This window comes from Apilactobacillus ozensis DSM 23829 = JCM 17196 (genome assembly GCF_001435995.1).
Classification (GTDB): domain Bacteria; phylum Bacillota; class Bacilli; order Lactobacillales; family Lactobacillaceae; genus Apilactobacillus; species Apilactobacillus ozensis.
Genome location: NZ_AYYQ01000018.1, coordinates 38,900 through 59,720, shown reverse-complemented (window position 1 = coordinate 59,720; position 20,821 = coordinate 38,900). Strand labels below are relative to the sequence as shown.

Annotated in this window: 23 protein-coding genes; 5 read left to right on the top strand and 18 right to left on the bottom strand. The window is 29.2% G+C overall.

The features are described 5' to 3' along the window. Nucleotides 1–151: 151 nt before the first annotated feature. The 3 genes from FD06_RS02960 to rpsO form a co-directional block, all read right to left on the bottom strand. Nucleotides 152–1,096: a hypothetical protein gene (locus tag FD06_RS02960; protein WP_056965987.1), complete on the bottom strand. Its 945-nt coding sequence runs from the start codon at nucleotides 1,094–1,096 to the stop codon at nucleotides 152–154. Next, nucleotides 1,083–2,801 (bottom strand): ribonuclease J, encoded by a 1,719-nt coding sequence (locus FD06_RS02955; protein ID WP_056965985.1) that lies wholly within the window; start codon nucleotides 2,799–2,801, stop codon nucleotides 1,083–1,085. The genes FD06_RS02960 and FD06_RS02955 overlap by 14 nt, the downstream gene beginning before the upstream one ends. A 172-nt stretch (nucleotides 2,802–2,973) precedes the next feature. Continuing rightward, the gene (gene rpsO, locus FD06_RS02950; protein WP_054658209.1) at nucleotides 2,974–3,243 is read right to left on the bottom strand and encodes a 30S ribosomal protein S15; all 270 of its coding nucleotides are present in this window, start codon (nucleotides 3,241–3,243) and stop codon (nucleotides 2,974–2,976) included. A gap of 252 nt (nucleotides 3,244–3,495) precedes the next feature. On the opposite strand from rpsO, the gene rpsT reads away from it, so the two are divergent. Then, nucleotides 3,496–3,747, top strand: a complete 252-nt coding sequence (rpsT, locus tag FD06_RS02945) for a 30S ribosomal protein S20 (protein WP_056965983.1) — start codon at nucleotides 3,496–3,498, stop codon at nucleotides 3,745–3,747. A 37-nt stretch (nucleotides 3,748–3,784) separates the two neighbouring features. Here rpsT and holA read toward each other — a convergent pair whose 3' ends face one another. The 11 genes from holA to FD06_RS02890 all read right to left on the bottom strand — a co-directional run bounded on the left by holA (nucleotide 3,785) and on the right by FD06_RS02890 (nucleotide 14,252). Next, complete coding sequence (gene holA / locus FD06_RS02940; protein WP_056965981.1) at nucleotides 3,785–4,804, bottom strand: DNA polymerase III subunit delta; 1,020 nt, start codon at nucleotides 4,802–4,804, stop codon at nucleotides 3,785–3,787. Then, a complete protein-coding gene (locus FD06_RS02935) occupies nucleotides 4,797–6,776 on the bottom strand; it encodes a DNA internalization-related competence protein ComEC/Rec2 (RefSeq protein WP_156403086.1) in 1,980 nt (659 codons plus the stop codon). The genes holA and FD06_RS02935 overlap by 8 nt, the downstream gene beginning before the upstream one ends. Before the next feature lie 236 nt (nucleotides 6,777–7,012). Beyond that, nucleotides 7,013–7,492: a ComE operon protein 2 gene (locus FD06_RS02930; protein WP_056965977.1), complete on the bottom strand. Its 480-nt coding sequence runs from the start codon at nucleotides 7,490–7,492 to the stop codon at nucleotides 7,013–7,015. A 44-nt stretch (nucleotides 7,493–7,536) separates the two neighbouring features. Then, on the bottom strand, nucleotides 7,537–8,184 hold the full coding sequence (locus FD06_RS02925) for a ComEA family DNA-binding protein (protein WP_056965975.1): 648 nt from the start codon (nucleotides 8,182–8,184) through the stop codon (nucleotides 7,537–7,539). A 60-nt stretch (nucleotides 8,185–8,244) separates the two neighbouring features. Further along, complete coding sequence (locus tag FD06_RS02920; RefSeq protein ID WP_056965973.1) at nucleotides 8,245–9,288, bottom strand: SepM family pheromone-processing serine protease; 1,044 nt, start codon at nucleotides 9,286–9,288, stop codon at nucleotides 8,245–8,247. Beyond that, complete coding sequence (gene coaD / locus FD06_RS02915) at nucleotides 9,281–9,772, bottom strand: pantetheine-phosphate adenylyltransferase (RefSeq protein ID WP_202812975.1); 492 nt, start codon at nucleotides 9,770–9,772, stop codon at nucleotides 9,281–9,283. The genes FD06_RS02920 and coaD overlap by 8 nt, the downstream gene beginning before the upstream one ends. 4 nt (nucleotides 9,773–9,776) lie before the next feature. Beyond that, entirely contained in the window at nucleotides 9,777–10,331 is a 555-nt protein-coding gene (rsmD, locus tag FD06_RS02910; RefSeq protein ID WP_054658746.1) for a 16S rRNA (guanine(966)-N(2))-methyltransferase RsmD, read from the bottom strand. A gap of 12 nt (nucleotides 10,332–10,343) precedes the next feature. Next, nucleotides 10,344–10,619, bottom strand: a complete 276-nt coding sequence (locus FD06_RS02905) for a DUF2129 domain-containing protein (protein ID WP_056965971.1) — start codon at nucleotides 10,617–10,619, stop codon at nucleotides 10,344–10,346. An 11-nt stretch (nucleotides 10,620–10,630) separates the two neighbouring features. Further along, a complete protein-coding gene (locus FD06_RS02900; protein ID WP_056965969.1) occupies nucleotides 10,631–11,788 on the bottom strand; it encodes an FtsW/RodA/SpoVE family cell cycle protein in 1,158 nt (385 codons plus the stop codon). 112 nt (nucleotides 11,789–11,900) lie between these two features. Then, nucleotides 11,901–13,739, bottom strand: coding sequence for a translational GTPase TypA (gene typA, locus FD06_RS02895; RefSeq protein WP_056965967.1), 1,839 nt, complete (start codon nucleotides 13,737–13,739; stop codon nucleotides 11,901–11,903). A gap of 234 nt (nucleotides 13,740–13,973) precedes the next feature. Next, complete coding sequence (locus tag FD06_RS02890) at nucleotides 13,974–14,252, bottom strand: UPF0223 family protein (RefSeq protein WP_056965965.1); 279 nt, start codon at nucleotides 14,250–14,252, stop codon at nucleotides 13,974–13,976. A 132-nt stretch (nucleotides 14,253–14,384) separates the two neighbouring features. On the opposite strand from FD06_RS02890, the gene def reads away from it, so the two are divergent. Further along, nucleotides 14,385–14,945 (top strand): peptide deformylase, encoded by a 561-nt coding sequence (gene def, locus FD06_RS02885; RefSeq protein WP_056965964.1) that lies wholly within the window; start codon nucleotides 14,385–14,387, stop codon nucleotides 14,943–14,945. 16 nt (nucleotides 14,946–14,961) lie between these two features. On the opposite strand, the gene FD06_RS02880 is transcribed toward def, so the two are convergent. After that, complete coding sequence (locus tag FD06_RS02880; RefSeq protein ID WP_056965961.1) at nucleotides 14,962–15,198, bottom strand: hypothetical protein; 237 nt, start codon at nucleotides 15,196–15,198, stop codon at nucleotides 14,962–14,964. 372 nt (nucleotides 15,199–15,570) lie between these two features. On the opposite strand from FD06_RS02880, the gene FD06_RS02875 reads away from it, so the two are divergent. The 3 genes from FD06_RS02875 to FD06_RS02865 all read left to right on the top strand — a co-directional run bounded on the left by FD06_RS02875 (nucleotide 15,571) and on the right by FD06_RS02865 (nucleotide 18,439). After that, on the top strand, nucleotides 15,571–15,786 hold the full coding sequence (locus FD06_RS02875) for a DNA-directed RNA polymerase subunit epsilon (protein WP_056965960.1): 216 nt from the start codon (nucleotides 15,571–15,573) through the stop codon (nucleotides 15,784–15,786). A gap of 2 nt (nucleotides 15,787–15,788) precedes the next feature. Next, nucleotides 15,789–17,471: a ribonuclease J1 gene (gene rnjA / locus FD06_RS02870; RefSeq protein ID WP_056965957.1), complete on the top strand. Its 1,683-nt coding sequence runs from the start codon at nucleotides 15,789–15,791 to the stop codon at nucleotides 17,469–17,471. Nucleotides 17,472–17,542: 71 nt separating this feature from the next. Next, nucleotides 17,543–18,439: a diacylglycerol kinase family protein gene (locus FD06_RS02865; RefSeq protein WP_056965954.1), complete on the top strand. Its 897-nt coding sequence runs from the start codon at nucleotides 17,543–17,545 to the stop codon at nucleotides 18,437–18,439. 38 nt (nucleotides 18,440–18,477) lie between these two features. Here the strand turns inward: FD06_RS02865 and arcD are convergent, their stop codons facing one another. The 3 genes from arcD to FD06_RS07795 all read right to left on the bottom strand — a co-directional run bounded on the left by arcD (nucleotide 18,478) and on the right by FD06_RS07795 (nucleotide 20,763). Further along, nucleotides 18,478–19,905, bottom strand: coding sequence for an arginine-ornithine antiporter (gene arcD, locus FD06_RS02860; protein WP_056965952.1), 1,428 nt, complete (start codon nucleotides 19,903–19,905; stop codon nucleotides 18,478–18,480). Nucleotides 19,906–20,031: 126 nt separating this feature from the next. Next, complete coding sequence (locus FD06_RS02855; RefSeq protein ID WP_056965950.1) at nucleotides 20,032–20,565, bottom strand: IS3 family transposase; 534 nt, start codon at nucleotides 20,563–20,565, stop codon at nucleotides 20,032–20,034. A 12-nt stretch (nucleotides 20,566–20,577) separates the two neighbouring features. Next, entirely contained in the window at nucleotides 20,578–20,763 is a 186-nt protein-coding gene (locus FD06_RS07795; RefSeq protein WP_082605269.1) for an IS3 family transposase, read from the bottom strand. Nucleotides 20,764–20,821: the final 58 nt, after the last annotated feature.

Genomic DNA, 20,821 nt, shown 5'->3' with positions numbered 1-20,821 from the left:
AAAAATACAGTACATCTTTATAAGTTATTATACTACATCTTCTTAAAAAGACAAAGTTATGAAAATCGTTCTCAAGAAGAATTCCTCTAATATTATAGCTACTGTGCTTTTATTTGTAAACAAAAAACACAATAAATTTTAATTATTATTATTAAATGTTAAATAATTCCGAATAAATAGATAAAATTAGGTTTCCAATATCATTTATTTCTTCTTTTTCTTCGGTATCACTATCAAATTGTCTACCAGTAAAAGTTTTGTAAAAATATTCAAACCATAACTTGTAATTTTTGATAATTTCATCATTAAATGGATAAATAATCATTAAATTAACTCTTAGATACTGTAAAAACATCATCTTGCTTGTGGGATCATTTTTTAAACAACTTTCATTAACAATTGAAATAATGTTTCTATAAGAAAGCATACTTTCTAGCTTTGATAATCCATAAACATTAAGTTCTCTGACTTTTTTATCGATAAAGCGTTCGTTAATATTAATTTTCAACTTTAACTCCCTAAAAGTATCAACAATTGAGCTTTTTATCAATGGATGAACAAAGGAGTCAAGTAATAAATATTCACCATATTCAACAAAATATTTTAAAGGAATTTTCATAGAGCTTTCTAATATTGACTTTTGCTTTGAAAATTCATAATTGCCCAAATGAGCAAATTCTTTAACTTTAGAATTCAAACTTTTTTGAAAATATTCTTCATAATTTTTCTCAGCTACACTAATTTTAAGTATTACTTTGTCTTTTAATAATTTATCGTTGAAATCAGCAACGACTTTTCTAGCAAAAATAAAATCATGATTATTTAACAATACTTCAATAAATATTTTAATTAACTCAATATTTTTCAAGTATAAATTAGGATTTAAGGTAATGTACTCGAACGCTTCTTGATACCTATGCTCTTTATATAAAAGTTTAACTAGTTGAATGTTTATTAAATCCAGTTGTTTATTATTATAGATTTCAGTTAATTTATTTATAGCATTATCATAGTTTTTATTAGATTTATCATCTAATGCACTATCATATAAATCCGAATAATATTCATCTAAACCTTTAATATTATTTTTTGTCATTGGTTGTCTTTGAACTATTAGTGTGCTTTTTTCTACGATGTTGGTTAACTTCCATTATCACAGGAAGAATAACAGGTCTTCTGTGTGTCTTGTCAAATAGGAAATGACTTATTTTCTCTCGAACATCTTGTTTTAGATGTCCCCAATCAAATTCCTTATTGTCCAAATTTAGTTGAATTGCATTTGAAACAATTTCTGATGCTTTATTCATTAATTCCTTATTACTTTTTACATAAACAAATCCTCTTGAAGTTATCTTAGGTTTAGCAATAATAGTTTTCTTTCTTCTATTGATTGTAACAACTACAATAAATATACCGTCATCCGAAAGGAGCTTACGATCACGTAAAACGATATTACCGATATCGCCAACACCAATACCATCAATCATGGTGTTTCCTGCATCAACTGAATCACTTAAATGCATATTTTCACCGTCGTAAGATAATACATCTCCCTTACTCAACATAAATATATCATCTTTGCTAATACCCACTTCTTCAGCGAGTTTGGCATGCGCATCAAGCATTCTGTACTCACCTTGAACAGGTATTAAGTATTTAGGTTTAAGCAAGTTAAGCATTAACTGTAAATCTTCACCACTAGCATCTGAACTAGCATTTAAATCATCAGATATCATTTTAACTTCAGCATCAGCTCGGTAAACCATATCTCTAGTTTTAGCAATAACCGTCTCCATTGCATGTGAAGGAGTTGTTGCTATTAAAACTAAATCACCTTTTTCAATATTAATGTATTTAGCTTGCTGGTTAGCCATTCTTTGAATTGCTTTAACTGGTTCGCCCATTTTATCAGTTTCTAAAATCACGAGCTTTTCAGGGTCTACTTTTTTCAATTCTTTAGGGGAAACAAAAATATCATCACTAGGCAAAACTAATTTTTTAGATTTAATGGCAATATCTAAAATTTTAGATAAATCTTTACCATCTAAAAATATTTTTCTTCCAACTTTATGAGCAGCGTTAACTACTTGTTGAATTCTAAGAATGTTAGCAGAATTGGAAGCAATAATTATTCTTGAATCATGGTATTGAAACAGGTCATAAATATATCTTTCAATTTTTAACTCGCTAACTGTTGGGTAAGGATCATCTGCATTACCAGAATCGCTTAATAACGCTAATACACCCTTACTCCCTACTTCAGTTAATGCAGCATAGTTAGTTGCATATTCCTGCTTAACAGTTTGGTCGAATTTAAAATCGCCAGTATACACAATTTGACCTTGCTCAGTAGATAAAACAATTCCCATAGAATCAGGAACCGAGTGAGTGGTCTTAAAAAAGGTCACTGTAACATCATCAAAGATGATTTCACTTTTTTCGTTAATAACATTAAAATTATTAAACTTGTTTTTACTATCGTTTTGTTCAATGAAAAACTTAGCCAAATCAATTGTAAATTGTGATCCGAATACTGGAACGTCAAACTCGCTTAAAAAGTATGGTAATGCACCAATGGCATCAGCATGCCCATGTGACAAAAATACTCCCACAATTTTATCTTTATTTTGTCTTAAATAACTAAAGTCAGGAATTACTACATCAATCCCAAGCATTTCATTTTCAGGGTACTTTAACCCACAATCTAAAATATAAATGCCATCATTAATCTCAACTGCGTAAAGATTTTTTCCATTTTCTCTAACTCCACCTAGTGGAATAATTTTAATATTTTTTTTCATAATTCACCTCAAAATTATTAATAAATTAATTCATTTTTATTTAAATATGTAAATTTAAACGCGCACAAATACAACTGGTTATAGTGTATCATATTTTATGAATTTTAAGTATGTATTATGTATATGAAAAAAGAGACATGAGCAAAATAAATTACCCTGTCTCTTTTGTATATTAACGACGTAAACCTAAACTCTTAATTAAGTCTCTGTAACGTGTAACATCATTCTTACGTAAGTAAGCTAATAAGTTACGACGGTGACCGATTTTCTTCATCAAACCTCTTTGTGAATGAAAATCTTTTTTGTGCATTTTCATGTGACCATTAATCTTGTTAATGTCAGCTGTTAAAACAGCAACTTGTACTTCAACAGATCCAGTGTCACCTTCGTGACGAGCGTATTTGTTGATGATTTCGTTTTTTTCAGTTTGTGTAAGAGCCATTATATTCCCACCTTTCAAAATTAATCGCCTATAACTGAGTAACAAGCCAGTGAGCTAGCCAAGAAACTAAGTTATAGGTTTATATAAACTCTACTTAAGTATGATAATATCAATACTAAAAAATAGCAAGGTATTTTTTAGTAATCATTGCTAATAATATGCTATTGCAATTATAATAATGATTTTGTATAATGAAGAACGTTGAAGAAAATGAACCTTAATCCAAACTAGGAAATTTTGGAGGTGAAATTAATGCCTGTTATTAAATCAGCTATTGAACGTGTAAAGACAAACGAAAAAGCTAACAAACGTAACGCTTCACAATTAAGCGTTATGAGAACTGCTGTTAAAAAATTTGAATCAGCTAACGTTAAAGGTGCTGAAAACGTTGAAGAATTATTTAACAACGCTATCAGTGCTTTAGACCGTGCTAAATCAAAAGGTTTAATCAAAGCTAATAAAGCTGCCCGTGATAAGTCACGTTTAGCAAACTTAAAAAAATAGTTAAATAAAAAGGGATGTGCAATTTGCACATCCCTTTTTATTTAACTATTTTTAATATAAACATTTCAAATAGAAGTTCTGAATCCTTATTACTAGATTTTAATTCACTTTCTAAGTTAAAAAGTTCCATATATAACTTTTTTAAAAATGAAAAGTTAGTCTTTTTCGATTCTCTCAAACTAAGTTTAACACGGTAAGGATGAACTTTTAATTTTTGAGCAATACTTCCTTGTGAATAACCTAAATTAGATAAAATAATAGTTTGTATCAATAACCTAACATGACCTATTAAAATTGCATTGATTTGAAGTGGCTGGTTACCTATTTTAACCAAATTGCGGTACAAATTTATGGAACTTTCAACTTTATTTTCCATAACATATTCAACTAAATCAAAAACATTTTGATTTAGTGAAGGCGTAACAATTTCTTTTATATCATCAAATTTAACAACTTTTGATTCATTACAATATAATAGGAGTTTAGGTAATTCATTCATAATAAACGATAAATCGCCATCACATCTTGAAATTAAATATTCAACATTTTGATTATCTATTTGATAATCTTTACTTTTAATCATATTTAATATATATTTTTTTACTTGAGTTTCTGACAAATGAGTTATATCTAAAAATTCTGCATTGCTTTTTAAAATTTTAGTAATCTTCTTACGATTATCTAATTTATCATAAGGTGCAAAAAAGACTATAGTAGAGGTCTTTTCAGGATTTAATAAATAATTGGATAAATCATCTATTATTTTACTCGATTTAGGAATATTACTGTTACCAGTTAAAAAAGACGGATTATTAACAAAAATTAACCTACGCTCGCCAAAAAAAGGTGAAGACATAGCGTCATCTAAGACATCATCGATAGTAGTGTCTTCCATGTCATAAGAGGCGAAATTCATTGAAATCTCTTCTTCTGGAATAATTCTTTTAAACCTACTTTTAACTTGATTAATTAAATAATTTTGATTACCTAATATTAAATAGATGGGATTTATTTTGCCTGATTTTAAATTTAAAAATAATTCATTTAAATTAATCATGTCCACCTCCTTTGTTACCACTAACCCATTTATCATTACCAAATATGCTGTAACAATAAGATATCATACCATAATTTTGAGTACTTAAATATGAAATACTGCGTTTATTCAATCTATAAATAGTTTCTACATTAGGATGATGATACAAATTGTTTTTTCCAGCCGAAATAATTGCTAACTTTGGATTAATCTTTTCTAAAAAGTTTTCAGATGATGAAGTCTTACTTCCATGGTGACCTAATTTTAAAACATCGGCATTTAGATTAGGATAAACATTTATTAATTTATCTTCACCATTACTACTTAAATCTCCCATGAATAGAAATTTTTTATTATTAAAAGTTCCTGCTAAAACCATTGAATCGTCATTATTACCAATTCCATAATTAAAGGGATGATAAATGGTAAAAGGAAAATTTATCAACTGATAGTCATTTTTAACAAAAACTAATTTAGTTTTATTAATATTCGGCAAAATCTTATTCATAAATTTCTTATTTTGATTAATACCTAGTGGTAGTACAAGTCTATCTACTGTCATATTCGTTAAGAAAGCCGGTAAATCACCACAATGATCATCATCTTGATGACTTATACATAAATTGTCTATTCTGTTTATGCCTATACTTTTTAAATAATTAATAGAAGTTTTCAAAGATGCATAGTTAGGCTTCAAATTGTTGGATTTATCCATAAAATTAGCTTTTCCACCAGTATCTATAACAGTAATGTTTTTATTAAATGGAGTCCTAATTAAAAAGCTATCACCCTGACCGACATCAAAAAAACTAACTTCGCCAGTAATTGGAAAGTGAATATATAAATAGTTAAATAAATAAATGCTAGCGACGAGAGAAATTAACTTAATCTTAAAGCTAGACATAATTTTAAATGTTAAATAAATAGCTAATAAAACTACCAGAAATTCAGGTTTTCCAAAATGAATCACACCCGGCATACTAGATATAAAGTTAACAAATAAATCAAATAGCTTTAAAAATGAATTTAAAAAACTACATAAAGGCATAAAGCAAAGAAATGCTACATCTCCAATAATTACTACTGGAATAATAATCAAAGAAAAAACAGGAATAATAATTATATTAGCTAATATAGTTAGAATGTGCCATTCGTATGTATTGTACAGAATAAGTGGTAAACTTATTAAATTCATATGAAGAGTAAGTTTCCAATTAGAAAAATTTTTCAAAAAAATCAATCCTAAGGATAACAAATAACTCAATTGGCAGCCAAACTGAAATATCATTTGTGGATGTAAAAATAAATGAATAATTAAAACTAAACTAAATAAGTTCAAAGCGTCAAATTTTAAATTAAGGAATTTAAGTACCATTGCAAGTTCCACTAAAAGTATTGACCGCATTAAACCCACAGAGGATCCAGAAATAACAAAGAACATTGGAAGTAATATTATTATCACTTTATCAACTAATTGTCTATGAAATCCTAAAACATAAAAAAGCTTTCTAATAAAAGATACTAATAAGTAAACATGTAGACCTGATATGCTAAAAAGATGTATTAAGCCCAAAGTTTTAACTCCATTTAGTTCATCTGAAAAATCATTATCAATCTTACCAAACAATAATCCTTTAGTATAAATATTCAATGGTTTAGGCATGTTATCTGCAATGTTAAGTAGTTTATATCTCAAATCATGAAGTAAGTTAAATAAACTAAAATTATTAATTTTATTGACTTCGTTAATTTTAGTTACTTTTATACGATTATATATATCATTTGTTTCGTTATATTTTTTAGAATTAAACTGATTAAAATTAGTTGGTGCATCTATTGAAGACATTTTAGCATCAACATTAATTAAACTAGTTTCATATAATTTAAATTTAACATTCCCACTAATAATATACTTATTTTTATTGTAGTGACACGTTCCGTAAAAATAAGTATCACTAAAATTTAATTCATCAGGATAGACTTTTAAAATCATTCTTACATTTTCATAATTATTAATTTCTTTTTTATGATTACAATGCTGTTTAAATGAAAGCCAAAAACATAATAATAAAGCGATGATTATAGTAATAAAAAATGTATTTTTATCCTTATAAAATAAAATTCTAATAAAAGAAATTGTAAAAAATAAACATCCAACGTAAGTGTTACCAAAATAAATAACTACCAATGAGCAACATATTAAAGCTGTAAAAAAATATTGATATTTAATTATTTAGGCAAATAAGAACTAAATTGAATTGAATCAGTAAATTTCGGGTCTAATTTTACTTGATTAAGCGTAACTTTTTTTAATTTTATTAATTTTTTAGCATAATCATCGTTATGATAATTTCTTAAATAATTTATTTTTTTAATGCCTGACTGTAACAGCATTTTAGTACACTGAAGGCATGGAAAGTCAGTAACATATATTTCAGCACCGTCAGTAGATTCTCCAAATTTAGCACATTGTGAAATGGCATTAACTTCTGCATGAATAGTTCTTAAGCAATGGCCATCTACAATATAGCAACCATCATCAATACAATGAACGTCACCTGAAACTGAGCCATTATAGCCACCAGCAATTATGCGACGATCTCTAACTAACATGGCACCTACTGATAATCGATTACAAGTACTTCTTTTTGAAAGCAATACCGCCTGCAACATAAAATATTGATCCCACGGAATTCTCTTATCATTCATAATAACAAAACCTCTTTGATTATTTATTTACATTATAAATAATATCATGTAAATAAATATTCTTTAAGTTTCTCAACAGTCTTATCACCAAATCCATCAACATTTTTTAAATCATCAAGGCTAGAAAATAGTCCATTCTGATTGCGATAATCTATAATTTTATTGGCCTTTTTGTCACCAATTCCACTTATTGAAGTTAATTGATTTGCATCAGCTGTATTTATATTTATTTTGTCTGACGACTTACCAGCGACGTTACTATTAGAACTGACTTTACTGTCGTCTTCATCTTCTACTAGAATAACCATCTGGTCTGTAAGCTTTTGTGCTAAATTAACATTATTACGATTAGCATCCTTAGTAAAACCTCCAGCTAGTCTAATCGCATCGTCAACTCTCAATGTTGAAGAAAGTTTGTATACTCCAGGCTTTTTCACTTGCCCTTTAATATCTACATAAACAACATTGCTTTGTAAAGATTCATGCGAAACACTGTTGTTAGTAATTTCACTATTCGAAGATATTTGATTAGATTCAATAGAATAGTTGTTAGATTTGTCAATGTTTGAAGAACTACCGAAATCTTTAAAATAAATAATACCTGAAATTAAAATAGCTATAAGCGTAAATATGCCATACTTTAGTTTTGTATGAAATATTAAATTAATAAAATCATCAAACTTATTTGCCATTTCCTCCCTCCTTTATTAAAAATAAATACGAAAAAAAAAGGCATAAAAAATTATGTCTTTTTATCTTAAATTATTAAGTTTATTTATAGCATCTTCAAAAGAAGTAACTGGAATAACTTTCATATCAGGAGCATATTTTTTAGCAGTTAATACCGCTAGTTCATAATTAGTTTTATGGTTAGGTTCTACTTTTAAGACACTCTTAGTTGGTTTCAAATATGGTGCTAAAAATATTTTAGCTCCGTTATTTTTAGCAGCTATTATTTTTTTATCAATACCACCGATTTCACCTACTGCCCCGTTTGGAGAAATAGTTCCAGTACCAGCAACATTCATATTTTTACGTATATTTTCACCAGTTAATTGGCTATAAATTTGTAAAGCAAACATCAAGCCACCAGAAGGACCACCTACGTCTCCAGGATTAACTTTTATTGGAATCTTTGTCTTAACACTAAAATCATCAGTTAAAATAATTCCAATTCCAGAATGATTAGTTCCTGGTAATTTTATAGTTGGAGCAGTAGCTTTTTTTAATTTATTATTTTGTAAATATTGAATCGTAATTTTTTCGCCAATTTTTTTTGAAAAAATATAATTTCTGTATGATTCAGAATTATTAAATTTTTTTCCATCAACGGAAATAATCGTGTCACCAACTTTAAGATATTTGGCGAAAGATGATTTATGAAGCCCTAACACATATATTCCGTTATATTTTGATTCAACTTCTTTATCCGCTTTTTTATAAGCATTGTAGATAGCACTATTGATTGAACTTAACATATAAAAATTTTGAACTTTATTATATTCGTCGTCACTTTGGCCATCAGTTAGGTTATTAATTGAATCAATAGAATAATAGGGAACAAACTTATCATAAATATATTTAGCGGGTGTTAAAGGCTCAATAGCAACTGAGGTCAACATAAATTTTCCAGCATGTTTATCAGGATTATTTTTAATATTTACTATCTTAGATAAGTTGGAGGAATCACCTGGCTTTTCAACATAATATGGTATTGGCAAAAAAAACAAAATGGCTAGCAAAGCGGCTATAATAACTGATAAGCCTAACTTGTGTTTTTTTATAAATTTAATCATTATCTTCACCTTTAAATTTAAATTCTAAACTTCTTTTTACGTTCAAAGGAACATACCTGCTAACGTTTCCCTTAAATCGACAAAGTTCTTTAACCATACTGGAAGATATATAATTTTTACTGCTATCAGATAGTAAATAAACATTCTCTATATCACTATTTAAATCCTTATTTACACTAGCCATAGGTTTCTCATAATCCATATCTTTAGAGTCTCTAATTCCCCTAACAATGACTTTAGCATTAACGGAACTAGCATAATTAACGATTAGGTCATTAGTACAGCTAACTGAAACATTTTGAAAAGCATTAATATTTTGCTTTATTAAGTCGATTCTTTCCTCAACGCTAAATAACGGCTTTTTAGTTGAATTAATTCCTATAACAACAATTACTTTATCAAAGATATCACTTGCTCGCTTTATTATATCCAAATGACCGTTAGTTATCGGATCAAAACTTCCTGGAAAAACAGCTACCGTCAAATTATCACCCCAAAAATTTATAAATAGTCACTATAGTTAATCCATAATTTTTTTGATTAATCAATTCATAATCAGATAAATCGTCTTTTAAATTAACCGTGTTATCAGTTTCACAAATCAATAGACCATTACTATTTAGCAAAGACAATTCATTAATTAAATTTGCATGTTCAATCATTTTTTGTGCTTTGTATGGTGGATCTAAAAATATGATATCAAATTTCCTACCTTTTTGGCCGAACTTTTTTAAAGCAAGGTCAGCGTCAGATTTTATTATTGAAAAACTATCACTTTTTTTAGTAGTTGCTACATTTTCTTTGATAGTTTTAATAGCAGCATATTGTTTATCCACTAATGTTGCATGTTCCATACCTCTAGAAACAGCTTCAATACCTACGTTGCCAGATCCAGCAAACAAATCCAAAAAATTTCCAGAATCAAAATAAGGACCTATCATATTAAAAATTGATTCTTTTACTTTATCGGTCGTAGGTCTTGTTTTAGTGCCAGGAACTGGTTTTAAAAAACGGCTTCGAAATTCACCAGATACAACTCGCAAAATTATCACCTCTTAATATTCGTCAGCTTTTTTTAAAGAAACGTCTACTTTATCTTTCATAGACAATTGATTATATATTTTTTTATAGGAAGAAATGGTAACACTACTTACAAAATTAAGTTGACTAATAGAATGCTTTATTTCATCTAAGTTATCAGTGTTAACATACATGATTACATAATTGTTACTTTTAGAAACGTAGTAAACCATTCCATATTTATACAAGCTTTTAAATTTATTAATTGATTTTATAAAAACAATTAGACAGCTTCTAGATTCAATATTCAAAAAAAATACTCCTAACTTCTTTTGCCTTGATTTGCACTTATCAATAGCGTTAATCCTATACAAAAACTCAATGTAAGCATACTAGAACCACCATAACTAATGAAAGGAAAAGTAACTCCAGTAATTGGCATCATTCCAGTTACAGCCCCCGTGTTTATTAAAGCTTGAATCGTTATATAAAATGCAATTCCATAGCAAATCAATCTATCGTAAATGGATTTTGATCTAACTCCAATAATAAATATTCTTCCAACTATAAACGCTAATAAAAATAAAATTAATAATACCGTAAGCAGTCCTAGTTCTTCTGAAATAACAGACATAATAAAATCAGTATGTGCCTCGGGTAAATAACCATTTTTTTGAATACTATTACCTAATCCTCTGCCTAAAATTCCACCATTACTTAAAGCGTAGTATGAATTAATAACTTGATAACCTGACCGATCATGATATTTAAATGGATCAATAAATGATATTACACGATTAGCTTGATATCCACGCCAAACACCCATTTTGATTAATGGATATAGAACTGCGAAAACAAATATAAACGCTAAAAATATAGTAAATAATAGTATCTTTAATGACTTTTTCCATTTGATACCGCTAGAAAGAATCATTATAAATATAATACTAGTATTTATAATGGCTCCACCTAAATCAGGTTGAATAAAAATAAAAAACACTATAAATAATGAAAAATACAATCTTCCTTTAAAGATACTTACCCAATTATAGTCATTTATCTTATCGTCTTCAGCTTGAATAACTCTAGCAAATCGCATAATAAAATACACTTTCGCAACTTCAGCAGGTTGTATATTGATTGGTCCTAGGTTAATCCACCCTGCTGCACCATTAGCTATTGCTCCAAAAAATTTTAAATATATTAGTGAAATGGTAAGAATAAATCCAAAAATAGTAATAAATTTTTTACTTTTTATTATTTTATTATTTCCATTCATCACAATAACTATTATCAATAACCCAACAAGAAAATAAGAAGCCTGTTTTATCAAAATACCGGACGGATTTATATTACCTGCAGTACTGTAACTAGCAGAATACACCATAATAACTCCAATAAGTGAAAGAATTATATATGGTATAAAAATATAATAATCTAGATTCTTAAAGTGACTCCTCAAAGTATCAAACTTTTTCATATTATTTCTTCCTAACATTTAGCATATATAGAGTAATTATAGCATATTTAATTTTAATAACTTCAAACAAAAAAAGAGTGAATAATATCACTCTTTTTTAAGTTTAATTCAATTAACTGTTATGACGTCTCTTCTTAGATTCTTTTTCACGTTGGTTAGTGTTAAGAATGTCTTTTCTTAAACGCACATTTTCAGGTGTTACTTCACAAAGTTCATCTTCGTTCAAGAATTCTAGTGATTCTTCTAAAGTTAAATGTTGTGGTTCGTTAATCTTAGCAGTGTCATCAGAACCAGCAGCACGAACGTTGGTTTGTTTTTTACCTTTAGTAATGTTAACTGAAATATCGTTATCACGGCTGTTCTTACCAACAATCATACCTTCATATACTTCTGTACCTGGATCGATAAAGATAGTACCACGACTTTCAATACCCATTGTTGCGTAAGTTGTACTCTTACCTTGGTTAATTGAAACTAAAGCACCATTTCTACGACCTGGGTTCCAGTTCTTAACAACTGGCAAATATTTTTCAAAAGTATGGTTCATAATTCCGTATCCACGAGTTAATGATAGGAATTCAGCTGAGTAACCAATTAATCCACGAGAAGGTGCTAAGAAAGTCAAACGAGTTTGTCCATTTCCAACACTTTCCATGTTTTGCATGTTACCTTTTCTTTCAGATAATGTTTGAATAATAGAACCTGAGTATTCATCTGGAGTATCAATTTGTACAGATTCGAATGGTTCACATTTTTGACCATCAATTTCTCTTAAGATAACTTGTGGACGAGATACTTGTAATTCGTATCCTTCACGACGTAAGTTTTCAATTAAGATTGACAAATGCAATTCACCACGACCAGAAACCATCCAAGCACCTGGATCATCAGTGTCATCAACTCTTAGTGAAACATCAGTATGAAGTTCACGTTTTAGACGGTCTTCTAATTGACGAGCAGTAACAAATTTACCTTCTTGTCCAGCAAAAGGAGAAGTGTTAGTTCCAAAAGTCATTTGTAGTGTAGGAGCGTCAATTCTTAGTACTGGTAATGCTTCTTGAACTGAAGGATCAACAACAGTTTCACCAACATTGATATCTTCCATACCTGATACGGCTATTAAGTCACCTGCTTTAGCTTCTTGAATATCTAATTTCTTAAGACCAAAGAATCCCATAAGCTTAGTAACACGGAAGTTTTGAGTTGAACCATCAAGTTTCATAACAGTAACGTTATCTCCAACCTTAATAGTTCCTCTAAAGATACGACCAATACCAATACGACCAACGAAATCATCATAATCTAGCAAGGCAACTTGGAATTGTAATGGATCTTCTGAGTTATCAATTGGTGATGGAATATTGTTAACAATAGTATCAAATACTGGTTTCATAGTATGTTCTTGAGCTGAAACATCAGGATCATAACTTGAAGTACCATTCATAGCTGAAGTGTAAACAACTGGGAAATCTAATTGTTCTTCATCAGCACCTAATTCAATAAATAAGTCAAGAACTTCATCAACAACTTCACTAGGACGTGCACCAGGACGGTCAACCTTGTTAATAACAACAGCTGGAGTCAAGTGTTGTTCTAAAGCTTTTTTCAAAACGAAACGAGTTTGAGGCATAGTTCCTTCAAAAGCATCAACAACTAATAAAACTCCATCAACCATTCGCATGATACGTTCAACTTCACCACCGAAATCGGCATGTCCAGGTGTATCAAGAATGTTAATTTGTTTGTCGCCATATCTAACAGCTGTGTTTTTAGATAAAATAGTTATACCACGTTCACGTTCAATGTCGTTAGTATCCATTGCACGATCTTCAATTTCAGTATGTTCATCTAGTGTATCTGATTGTTTCATTAATTCATTAACCAAAGTTGTTTTACCGTGGTCAACGTGAGCAATAATGGCAATATTTTTAATATCGTCCCTTGTCTTCAAAATAGTTCCTTCCCTTCGAAATGCTTAATCGCATTATTTACATAAATTCAGCAAATTTTAGTAACTAGGCACAAGTTACATAATCCAATTTTATTTTTAACTAATGAATACTGATCATCAATTAAAATTAAATAACATAATTTTCCGTGCTAATTAATCGCTACCAATACGCGTTAAATCATAGCATAGAAATATCTAAAACGTCAATACTAAGCGAAATCATAAGAACTTATATTAATTCATTTTCAAACGTTTCTTAGAACTTTTACTAGCTAATTTATAAACTTTAAAAATATCATAACTAGATTTATCATAAAAATCTTTGCAGATTTGCTTTTGTTCCATTTTTGATGGATTAATTTTTCTAAATAAATTATATTGATTAATAAAATCAGAAACATTAGTTCCGTTACCATTTTCATAAGCATCTTCAGTTAAATTAAAGAGCTTAATCATTTGTACCAATTCATTTTGTGACCAATCCTCAATAATTGGGTAAGAATAATTTTTCAAAATGTACCTCCCGTAATGATTAAGTAAAAAATCCATTATAACTAGACATAATAAATATAAGTTTTATTATATAATTGTTATGATAAATTATTAAGTATAACTTTAGAACAATATCTTATGGAGGAATTTTAAATGTTTTTAATGAAAGACATTGTCCGTGATGGCAATAAAGTTTTAAGACAACAAGCTAAAAAAGTTGAATTTCCACTTAGTGATGAAAATAAAAAGTTAGCTAAAGATTTAATGGAATATTTGACCGTTAGTCAAGATCCTAAGTTGTGTAAAAAATATAACTTACGAGCAGGAGTTGGTTTAGCAGCTCCACAAGTTGGTCAATCCAAAATGATGGCATCAGTGTTGGTGCCAAATGATGAAGATGAAAGTAATCCTATTTTTAAAGATGTCATCATTAATCCAGTCATATTATCAAATTCAGTTCAAAGAGCCGCCTTAACTGAAGGAGAAGGATGCTTATCAGTGGATAAAGATATTCCTGGATTTGTGCATCGTTCAGCCAGAATAACATTGAAATACACTGATGTTAACGGTAAAGAACATACAGTTAGACTAAAAAATTATCCAGCAATTGTATGCCAACATGAAATCGACCATTTACATGGAACACTGTTTTACGATCACATTAATCCTGATGACCCATTTGATAAAAAAGACGATGATATATTTATTGATTAAAAAAGTCTCCTATAAATTAGGAGCCTTTTTTTAATTTATTTAAATCTTGTAAGTATTCAGATGTAGCGTCATTAGTAACATAGGCGATATCTAAAAACATCTTATTATCTCTAACATAGAAGTCACTCAACACAAATTTATAAGGACTGTCAAAATCACTATTGATAACATTAAAACTATGTTTAACATTAGCTAAAATTTCTTTTGGAACAACAGTGTGTTTGCACTCAATGCAGTAAGAATATACATACACTTCTCTACCCCATATTTTTGAAGAATTATTTGTTGAAATAATTTTGAATTTATTATTAACTTTGAAATTAATTTCATTTAGAACTTTAACTAAGAATTTATCAGTTAATTTATGATTGATATTTTGAATATTAGCGTATTTTCTAGAAATAATATATCTGTAAAATATAAATAAACAAACAGCTACTAAAATAGCGATAAATAATTTATTGATGTTAAGACCTCCTTAAATAAAACATTAAATTATCATGCATTTACCAGAGTTATCAGTGCTATACTTATAATATATTATATGATAAAATTTAAACAGAATGTTGTGTATAAAACAGCAATTGTACGGTTTTAAAAAGCTTACAAAAGGAGATTTATAAATATGATTTTTAAAGTATTATATCAAGAAAATAAAAAATCTAATCCAAAGAGAGAATTTACCAAATCTTTATATTTAGATTGCGATACTGAAGTTGATGCTAGATATCTAGTAGAACAAAATACAGACCATAACATCGAATTCATTGAACCACTAGAAGGAAACCACTTGGATTACGAAAAGAAAAATCCAGATTTTAAAATTACGGAGTTTAAATAATTATGAAAAAACTAAACGTCAAAAATAACGAAACAGCTATTTATGGCGTTGGTGGACTTGGCGAGATTGGTAAAAACACTTACGGTGTACAATTTCAAGATGAAATAATTTTAATTGATGCCGGAATTAAATTTCCAGAAGATGAATTGTTAGGTGTAGACTATGTCATTCCTGACTATCAATATATTTTAGAAAATAAAAACAAAATTAAGGCATTAGTTATTACCCATGGACATGAAGATCATATTGGTGGTGTTCCATACTTACTAAAAGATTTAAATGTTCCTATATATGCAGGACCACTAGCGCTAGCACTAATAAAAAATAAATTAGATGAACACGGTTTGCTAAGAACAGCTGAACTACATGAAATTAGCCCTAGTTCTGTTTTAAGATTCAAAAAAACTAGTGTTTCATTTTTTAGAACAACCCACTCTATTCCAGATACTTTAGGAATTGCAGTGCATACTCCATCTGGGGTTATTGTTCAAACTGGTGATTATAAATTTGACTTAACGCCAGTTACTCATCAGCCACCTGATTTACAAGAAATGGCTCGATTAGGTGCGGAAGGCGTTTTATGTCTGATGTCAGACAGTACAAATGCTGAAAGACCTGTCTGGACAAAATCTGAAAGATGGGTTGGAAAATCAGTTAAACATATATTCGACGAAGTAACCGGAAGAATTATTTTTGCTACTTTTGCTTCTAATATTTCTAGAATTAAAACCGCTTGTGATGCTGCTTTAGCTCATGGTAGGAAAATTGCTGTATTTGGTAGAAGTATGGAAGCAGCCATCGTTAACGGAAAAGAATTAGGCTATCTTGATGCTCCTGATGATACTTTTGTAGATGCTTCAGAGCTACAATCACTACCAGCAGATAAAACGCTTATCCTATGTACCGGTTCTCAAGGTGAACCAATGGCTGCTTTATCTAGAATTGCTAATGGAACACATCGTCAAATTTCTATTCAACCTAATGATACAGTAGTATTTTCTAGTAACCCAATTCCAGGTAATACCGTTAGTGTAAATCGTGTTATTAATGAATTAGAAGAAGCCGGTGCAAACGTAATACACGGTAAAGTAAATAATATTCATACATCTGGTCATGGTGGTCAAGAAGAGCAAAAATTAATGCTAAGACTTATGAAGCCTAAATTCTTTATGCCTATTCATGGTGAATATAGAATGCTTAAAATTCATACGGAGTTAGCTAATCAATGTGGCGTCCCATTAGATCATAGTTTTATCATGCAAAATGGTGATGTCCTAGCACTAACTAAAGATACTGCTAGAATTGCTGGTCACTTTGAAGCTGGCGATGTCTATATCGATGGTGACGGAGTTGGAGACATTGGAAGTGTTGTACTTCACGATCGTCAACTACTTTCAGAAGAAGGATTAGTTGTAGTTGTTGCTACAATAAACTTGAGTGACCAAGAAATCCAATCTGGACCAGATTTATTATCTAGAGGTTTCGTTTATATGAGAGAGTCTGGAAAGCTGTTAGATGAAGGCCGTCGATTAGTTTTCAGAACAATAAGAAAAGCTATGCGTAATAAACATGCTAATGAGTCAACTATTAGAAATGCAATTATAGATGACTTACAAGAATTCTTATTTGATAAAACTGAGAGACACCCTCTTATATTACCGATGTTAATCATGCATAATCACTAGTTAATATATTCTTTGGCGAATTCTGATTAGAATTCGCCTTTTATTTTAGTAACTAAAGGAGTGTTTTCTCGTTGCAACCCAAAAAATATTTAGTGGTATTAAACGAAAAAGCAAACAGTGGCAATTCAAGACAAGACTGGATCAATATAAAAAATGAATTAGAAAAACTCCATTTAAGTTACACGTTACTAAATTCTAAATACCATGGACACATCAAAATAGTCTTATCACAAAATTTAATAGACTTATTTGAACAACACAATTTGCCTAAACATATTATTGTTGTTGGCGGTGATGGCACTATTAACGAAACCATAAATGGAATTAAAATAGCTCAAAAAAAATACCCAGCTATTCCAGATATTCCAGTGGGTATTATTCCAACTGGATATAAAAACGAATTTATAACATCAGCTCAAATGGAAATAAATAAAGATAATGCCATTAAAAAGATTGTTAATTGCAAAGACAATCATTTTGTAAAAATTGGATATATTCGTGATACAAAAAAAGATTACAACAACTTTTTTATTAATAAAGCTCAAATTGGACTACAAGATTATACATATAAAATAAATAGGTCTAGATTTATTAATAACTTAATAAAAATAATAAGTTTAGTCCCTACCATGTATAATTTAACTAGTTTTCCTTTAGTTTTAATATCCAATAATCGTACTCATAATTTCTTAAAAATTTTTTCTATTAAAATAACTAACGATTTAAATTTAGAAAATAATTTAAAAGTAGAGATTTTTGAAAGAAAATCATTTATAAGAAATATTTTTCTTATACTTCTTTGGTTATTCAATTTAAAAATTAGAGGAAAAAATTACCACTCATACAAGGTCTTTTCTGCAAAAATACAGATACCATCCTTAGAATATGGTTATGTAGATAATGAAAAAATTGGCACGAAGTTTTACGATATTAATATTGGTAATGTTAAATACCCATTTATATACTAAAAAACGCTTTGAACTAATAAATTTCAAAGCGTTTTTTATTAACCTAGCTTAACAAAGCCCATGAGTAGTCCTAATAGACCCGTTAATCCCAAAATAAACAATATGATTGCTGACACTTTCTCAGCAGAAGTAAAAACTTTCATAGAATTATTGTCTTTTATTTGTAAATATAGGTAAACTGGAATTCCACATGCGAATAACAACATGGTTAATAATAAATAATTCATTCCAGCAGCATATAGTAACCAAATAGAATATAAACTGGATAAAATTCCAATAAAAATATTTTTCTTACGATGATTAAAGCTATTCTGTACAGAATATTTCACTTGATAAAATGATGAGAATGCATACGGTATTAATGAAGCAGAACTAGCAATAGAAAAGAACAAATTATAAGCTTTATCGGCAAACAAAAACGATAACATAAATAACTCAATAACTACATTAGTAAAAATTAACGAATTAATTGGAGCCCCATTTTTATTTTCTTTAGCAAATAACTTAGGAAAAGTTCCTACTTTAGCTGCTTCATAAGGCAATTCTCCAGCAAACATAGTAAAAGATAACCATGCACCTAAAACTGAAACAATCAATCCAAAATTAACTAACATTGCCCCCCATTTGCCAACTACTGATTGTAATAAATAGCCCATAGCTGGTTGTGGCAAATTTGCAAGTTGTGCTTGCTTCATCACTCCAAATGAAAGAACTGTAATTAAAATATATAGCAATGCAATAATTATAATTCCTAACACTGTAGCTCTACCAATATCTTTTCTATGTTTGGCACTACCAGAAAAAACTACCGCACCCTCGATACCAGCAAAAACCCAAATAGTTACAAGCATAGTACTTTTAACTTGCGTTAAAACACTAGAAAATTCAAATTTTCCACTTTTAGTTAACCAAAAATCAGAAGTAAAGACGTTCATTTTAAAAGAAACTATCATTATTAAAATAAACAAAAATAATGGTACTAACTTAGTAATCGTAATTATAATGTTAACGAATGAAGCCGATTCAACACCTTTGAGAATCATAAAGTGACATCCCCATAAAAAGCAAGATGCTACCAAAATAGAGTAAATATTTTGTCCGTTTCCAAAAATAGGAAAAAAATATCCCATTGCACTCATTAATAATGTTGCATAACTAACATTTCCCAAAAGAACTGATAGCCAATATCCCCAAGCAGCATTAAAACCCATATACTTACCAAAGCCAGCTTCAGCATAACTATATATTCCAGCTTGCAAATCAGGTCTTTGCATCGTCAAATTCTGAAAACAAAATGCTAAAGATAACATTCCGATGCAAGTTATAATCCATCCAATTAGTATAGCTCCAATTCCGGCTTTCATTGACATATCGTGCATTAAATTAAATACTCCACCGCCAATAATTGATCCCATGACTAAGCCTACTAATTCTAATAAACTCAATTTTTTTCTAGAGCGACTCATCATAAATCCCCTTTTTCATAAAATTGACACAACTAAAGTATTATAACGTATTTTTTAAAGTTTGTTATAAAAGATTAAAACAAAAAAAGTTTATGATGTGAACCCCCAAAAGTTGGACAACATTTACTAGGATATTAATCCCAAATATTGATTTGGAGATTGATATCCTAGTTTTTCTTTTATCCTATTTTCATTATAATCCTTAATCCAAGCTTTCATGGCATGGATTAAGGATTCTTTTGTATCATAATGTACATTCATCATTTCACTTTTCATAATATGAAAAAATGATTCCATCTGTGCATTATCTAAACATGTCCCTTTACGGGACATAGATTGAACCACATTATATGCTTTAATCGTATTTACCCATTCATGACTTTGATACTGAACACCTTGATCACTATGAACGATGGTTTTAATTTGATTATTTTTAACAATATCAAGCGCATGTTTCAAAGCCGTTAAAGTAAATGATACGCTTGGATGTGAACTAATACTGTAAGCAATGATTTTATCAGAGTATAGGTCCATTACCGGAGATAAATAAACCTTTTGGTTTATTGAATTATTGCCATACCTAAATTCACTAACATCAGTAGTTAGTTTTTGTCCAAAATAATCAGCCTTAAAATCATCATGTAGAATGTTAGGTGCTATATGTCCAACTTGTCAATTATAAGAATTATATTTACGTTTTCGTTTACTAAATAACTTATATTGTAAACCGTATTTATGCATGATTCTTTGAACACATTTATGATTTACTACCTTGTTGTTATTCCGTAGATGGGCAGTAATCCTACGATATCCATAGCTTTTATGCTCACTCACTGCTTTTTTTACTTCTGATTCTATAAGTTACTTATCCAAAGATAGCGTAGCTTTCTGATGATAATAATAACTACTTCTTGAA

What these genes read in the sequence shown, in the direction of transcription:
- holA (WP_056965981.1), bottom strand. Translation starts at nt 4,804, where the DNA reads ATGATTAATTTAAATGAATTATTTTTAAATTTAAAATCAGGCAAAATA.
- FD06_RS02900 (WP_056965969.1), bottom strand. Translation starts at nt 11,788, where the DNA reads ATGAAAAAGTTTGATACTTTGAGGAGTCACTTTAAGAATCTAGATTAT.
- FD06_RS02925 (WP_056965975.1), bottom strand. Translation starts at nt 8,184, where the DNA reads ATGGCAAATAAGTTTGATGATTTTATTAATTTAATATTTCATACAAAA.
- FD06_RS02955 (WP_056965985.1), bottom strand. Translation starts at nt 2,801, where the DNA reads ATGAAAAAAAATATTAAAATTATTCCACTAGGTGGAGTTAGAGAAAAT.
- FD06_RS02920 (WP_056965973.1), bottom strand. Translation starts at nt 9,288, where the DNA reads ATGATTAAATTTATAAAAAAACACAAGTTAGGCTTATCAGTTATTATA.
- rpsT (WP_056965983.1), top strand. Translation starts at nt 3,496, where the DNA reads ATGCCTGTTATTAAATCAGCTATTGAACGTGTAAAGACAAACGAAAAA.
- rpsO (WP_054658209.1), bottom strand. Translation starts at nt 3,243, where the DNA reads ATGGCTCTTACACAAACTGAAAAAAACGAAATCATCAACAAATACGCT.
- rnjA (WP_056965957.1), top strand. Translation starts at nt 15,789, where the DNA reads ATGAAAAAACTAAACGTCAAAAATAACGAAACAGCTATTTATGGCGTT.
- FD06_RS02935 (WP_156403086.1), bottom strand. Translation starts at nt 6,776, where the DNA reads ATGATTTTAAAAGTCTATCCTGATGAATTAAATTTTAGTGATACTTAT.
- FD06_RS02875 (WP_056965960.1), top strand. Translation starts at nt 15,571, where the DNA reads ATGATTTTTAAAGTATTATATCAAGAAAATAAAAAATCTAATCCAAAG.
- arcD (WP_056965952.1), bottom strand. Translation starts at nt 19,905, where the DNA reads ATGAGTCGCTCTAGAAAAAAATTGAGTTTATTAGAATTAGTAGGCTTA.
- FD06_RS02930 (WP_056965977.1), bottom strand. Translation starts at nt 7,492, where the DNA reads ATGAATGATAAGAGAATTCCGTGGGATCAATATTTTATGTTGCAGGCG.
- def (WP_056965964.1), top strand. Translation starts at nt 14,385, where the DNA reads ATGTTTTTAATGAAAGACATTGTCCGTGATGGCAATAAAGTTTTAAGA.
- FD06_RS02960 (WP_056965987.1), bottom strand. Translation starts at nt 1,096, where the DNA reads ATGACAAAAAATAATATTAAAGGTTTAGATGAATATTATTCGGATTTA.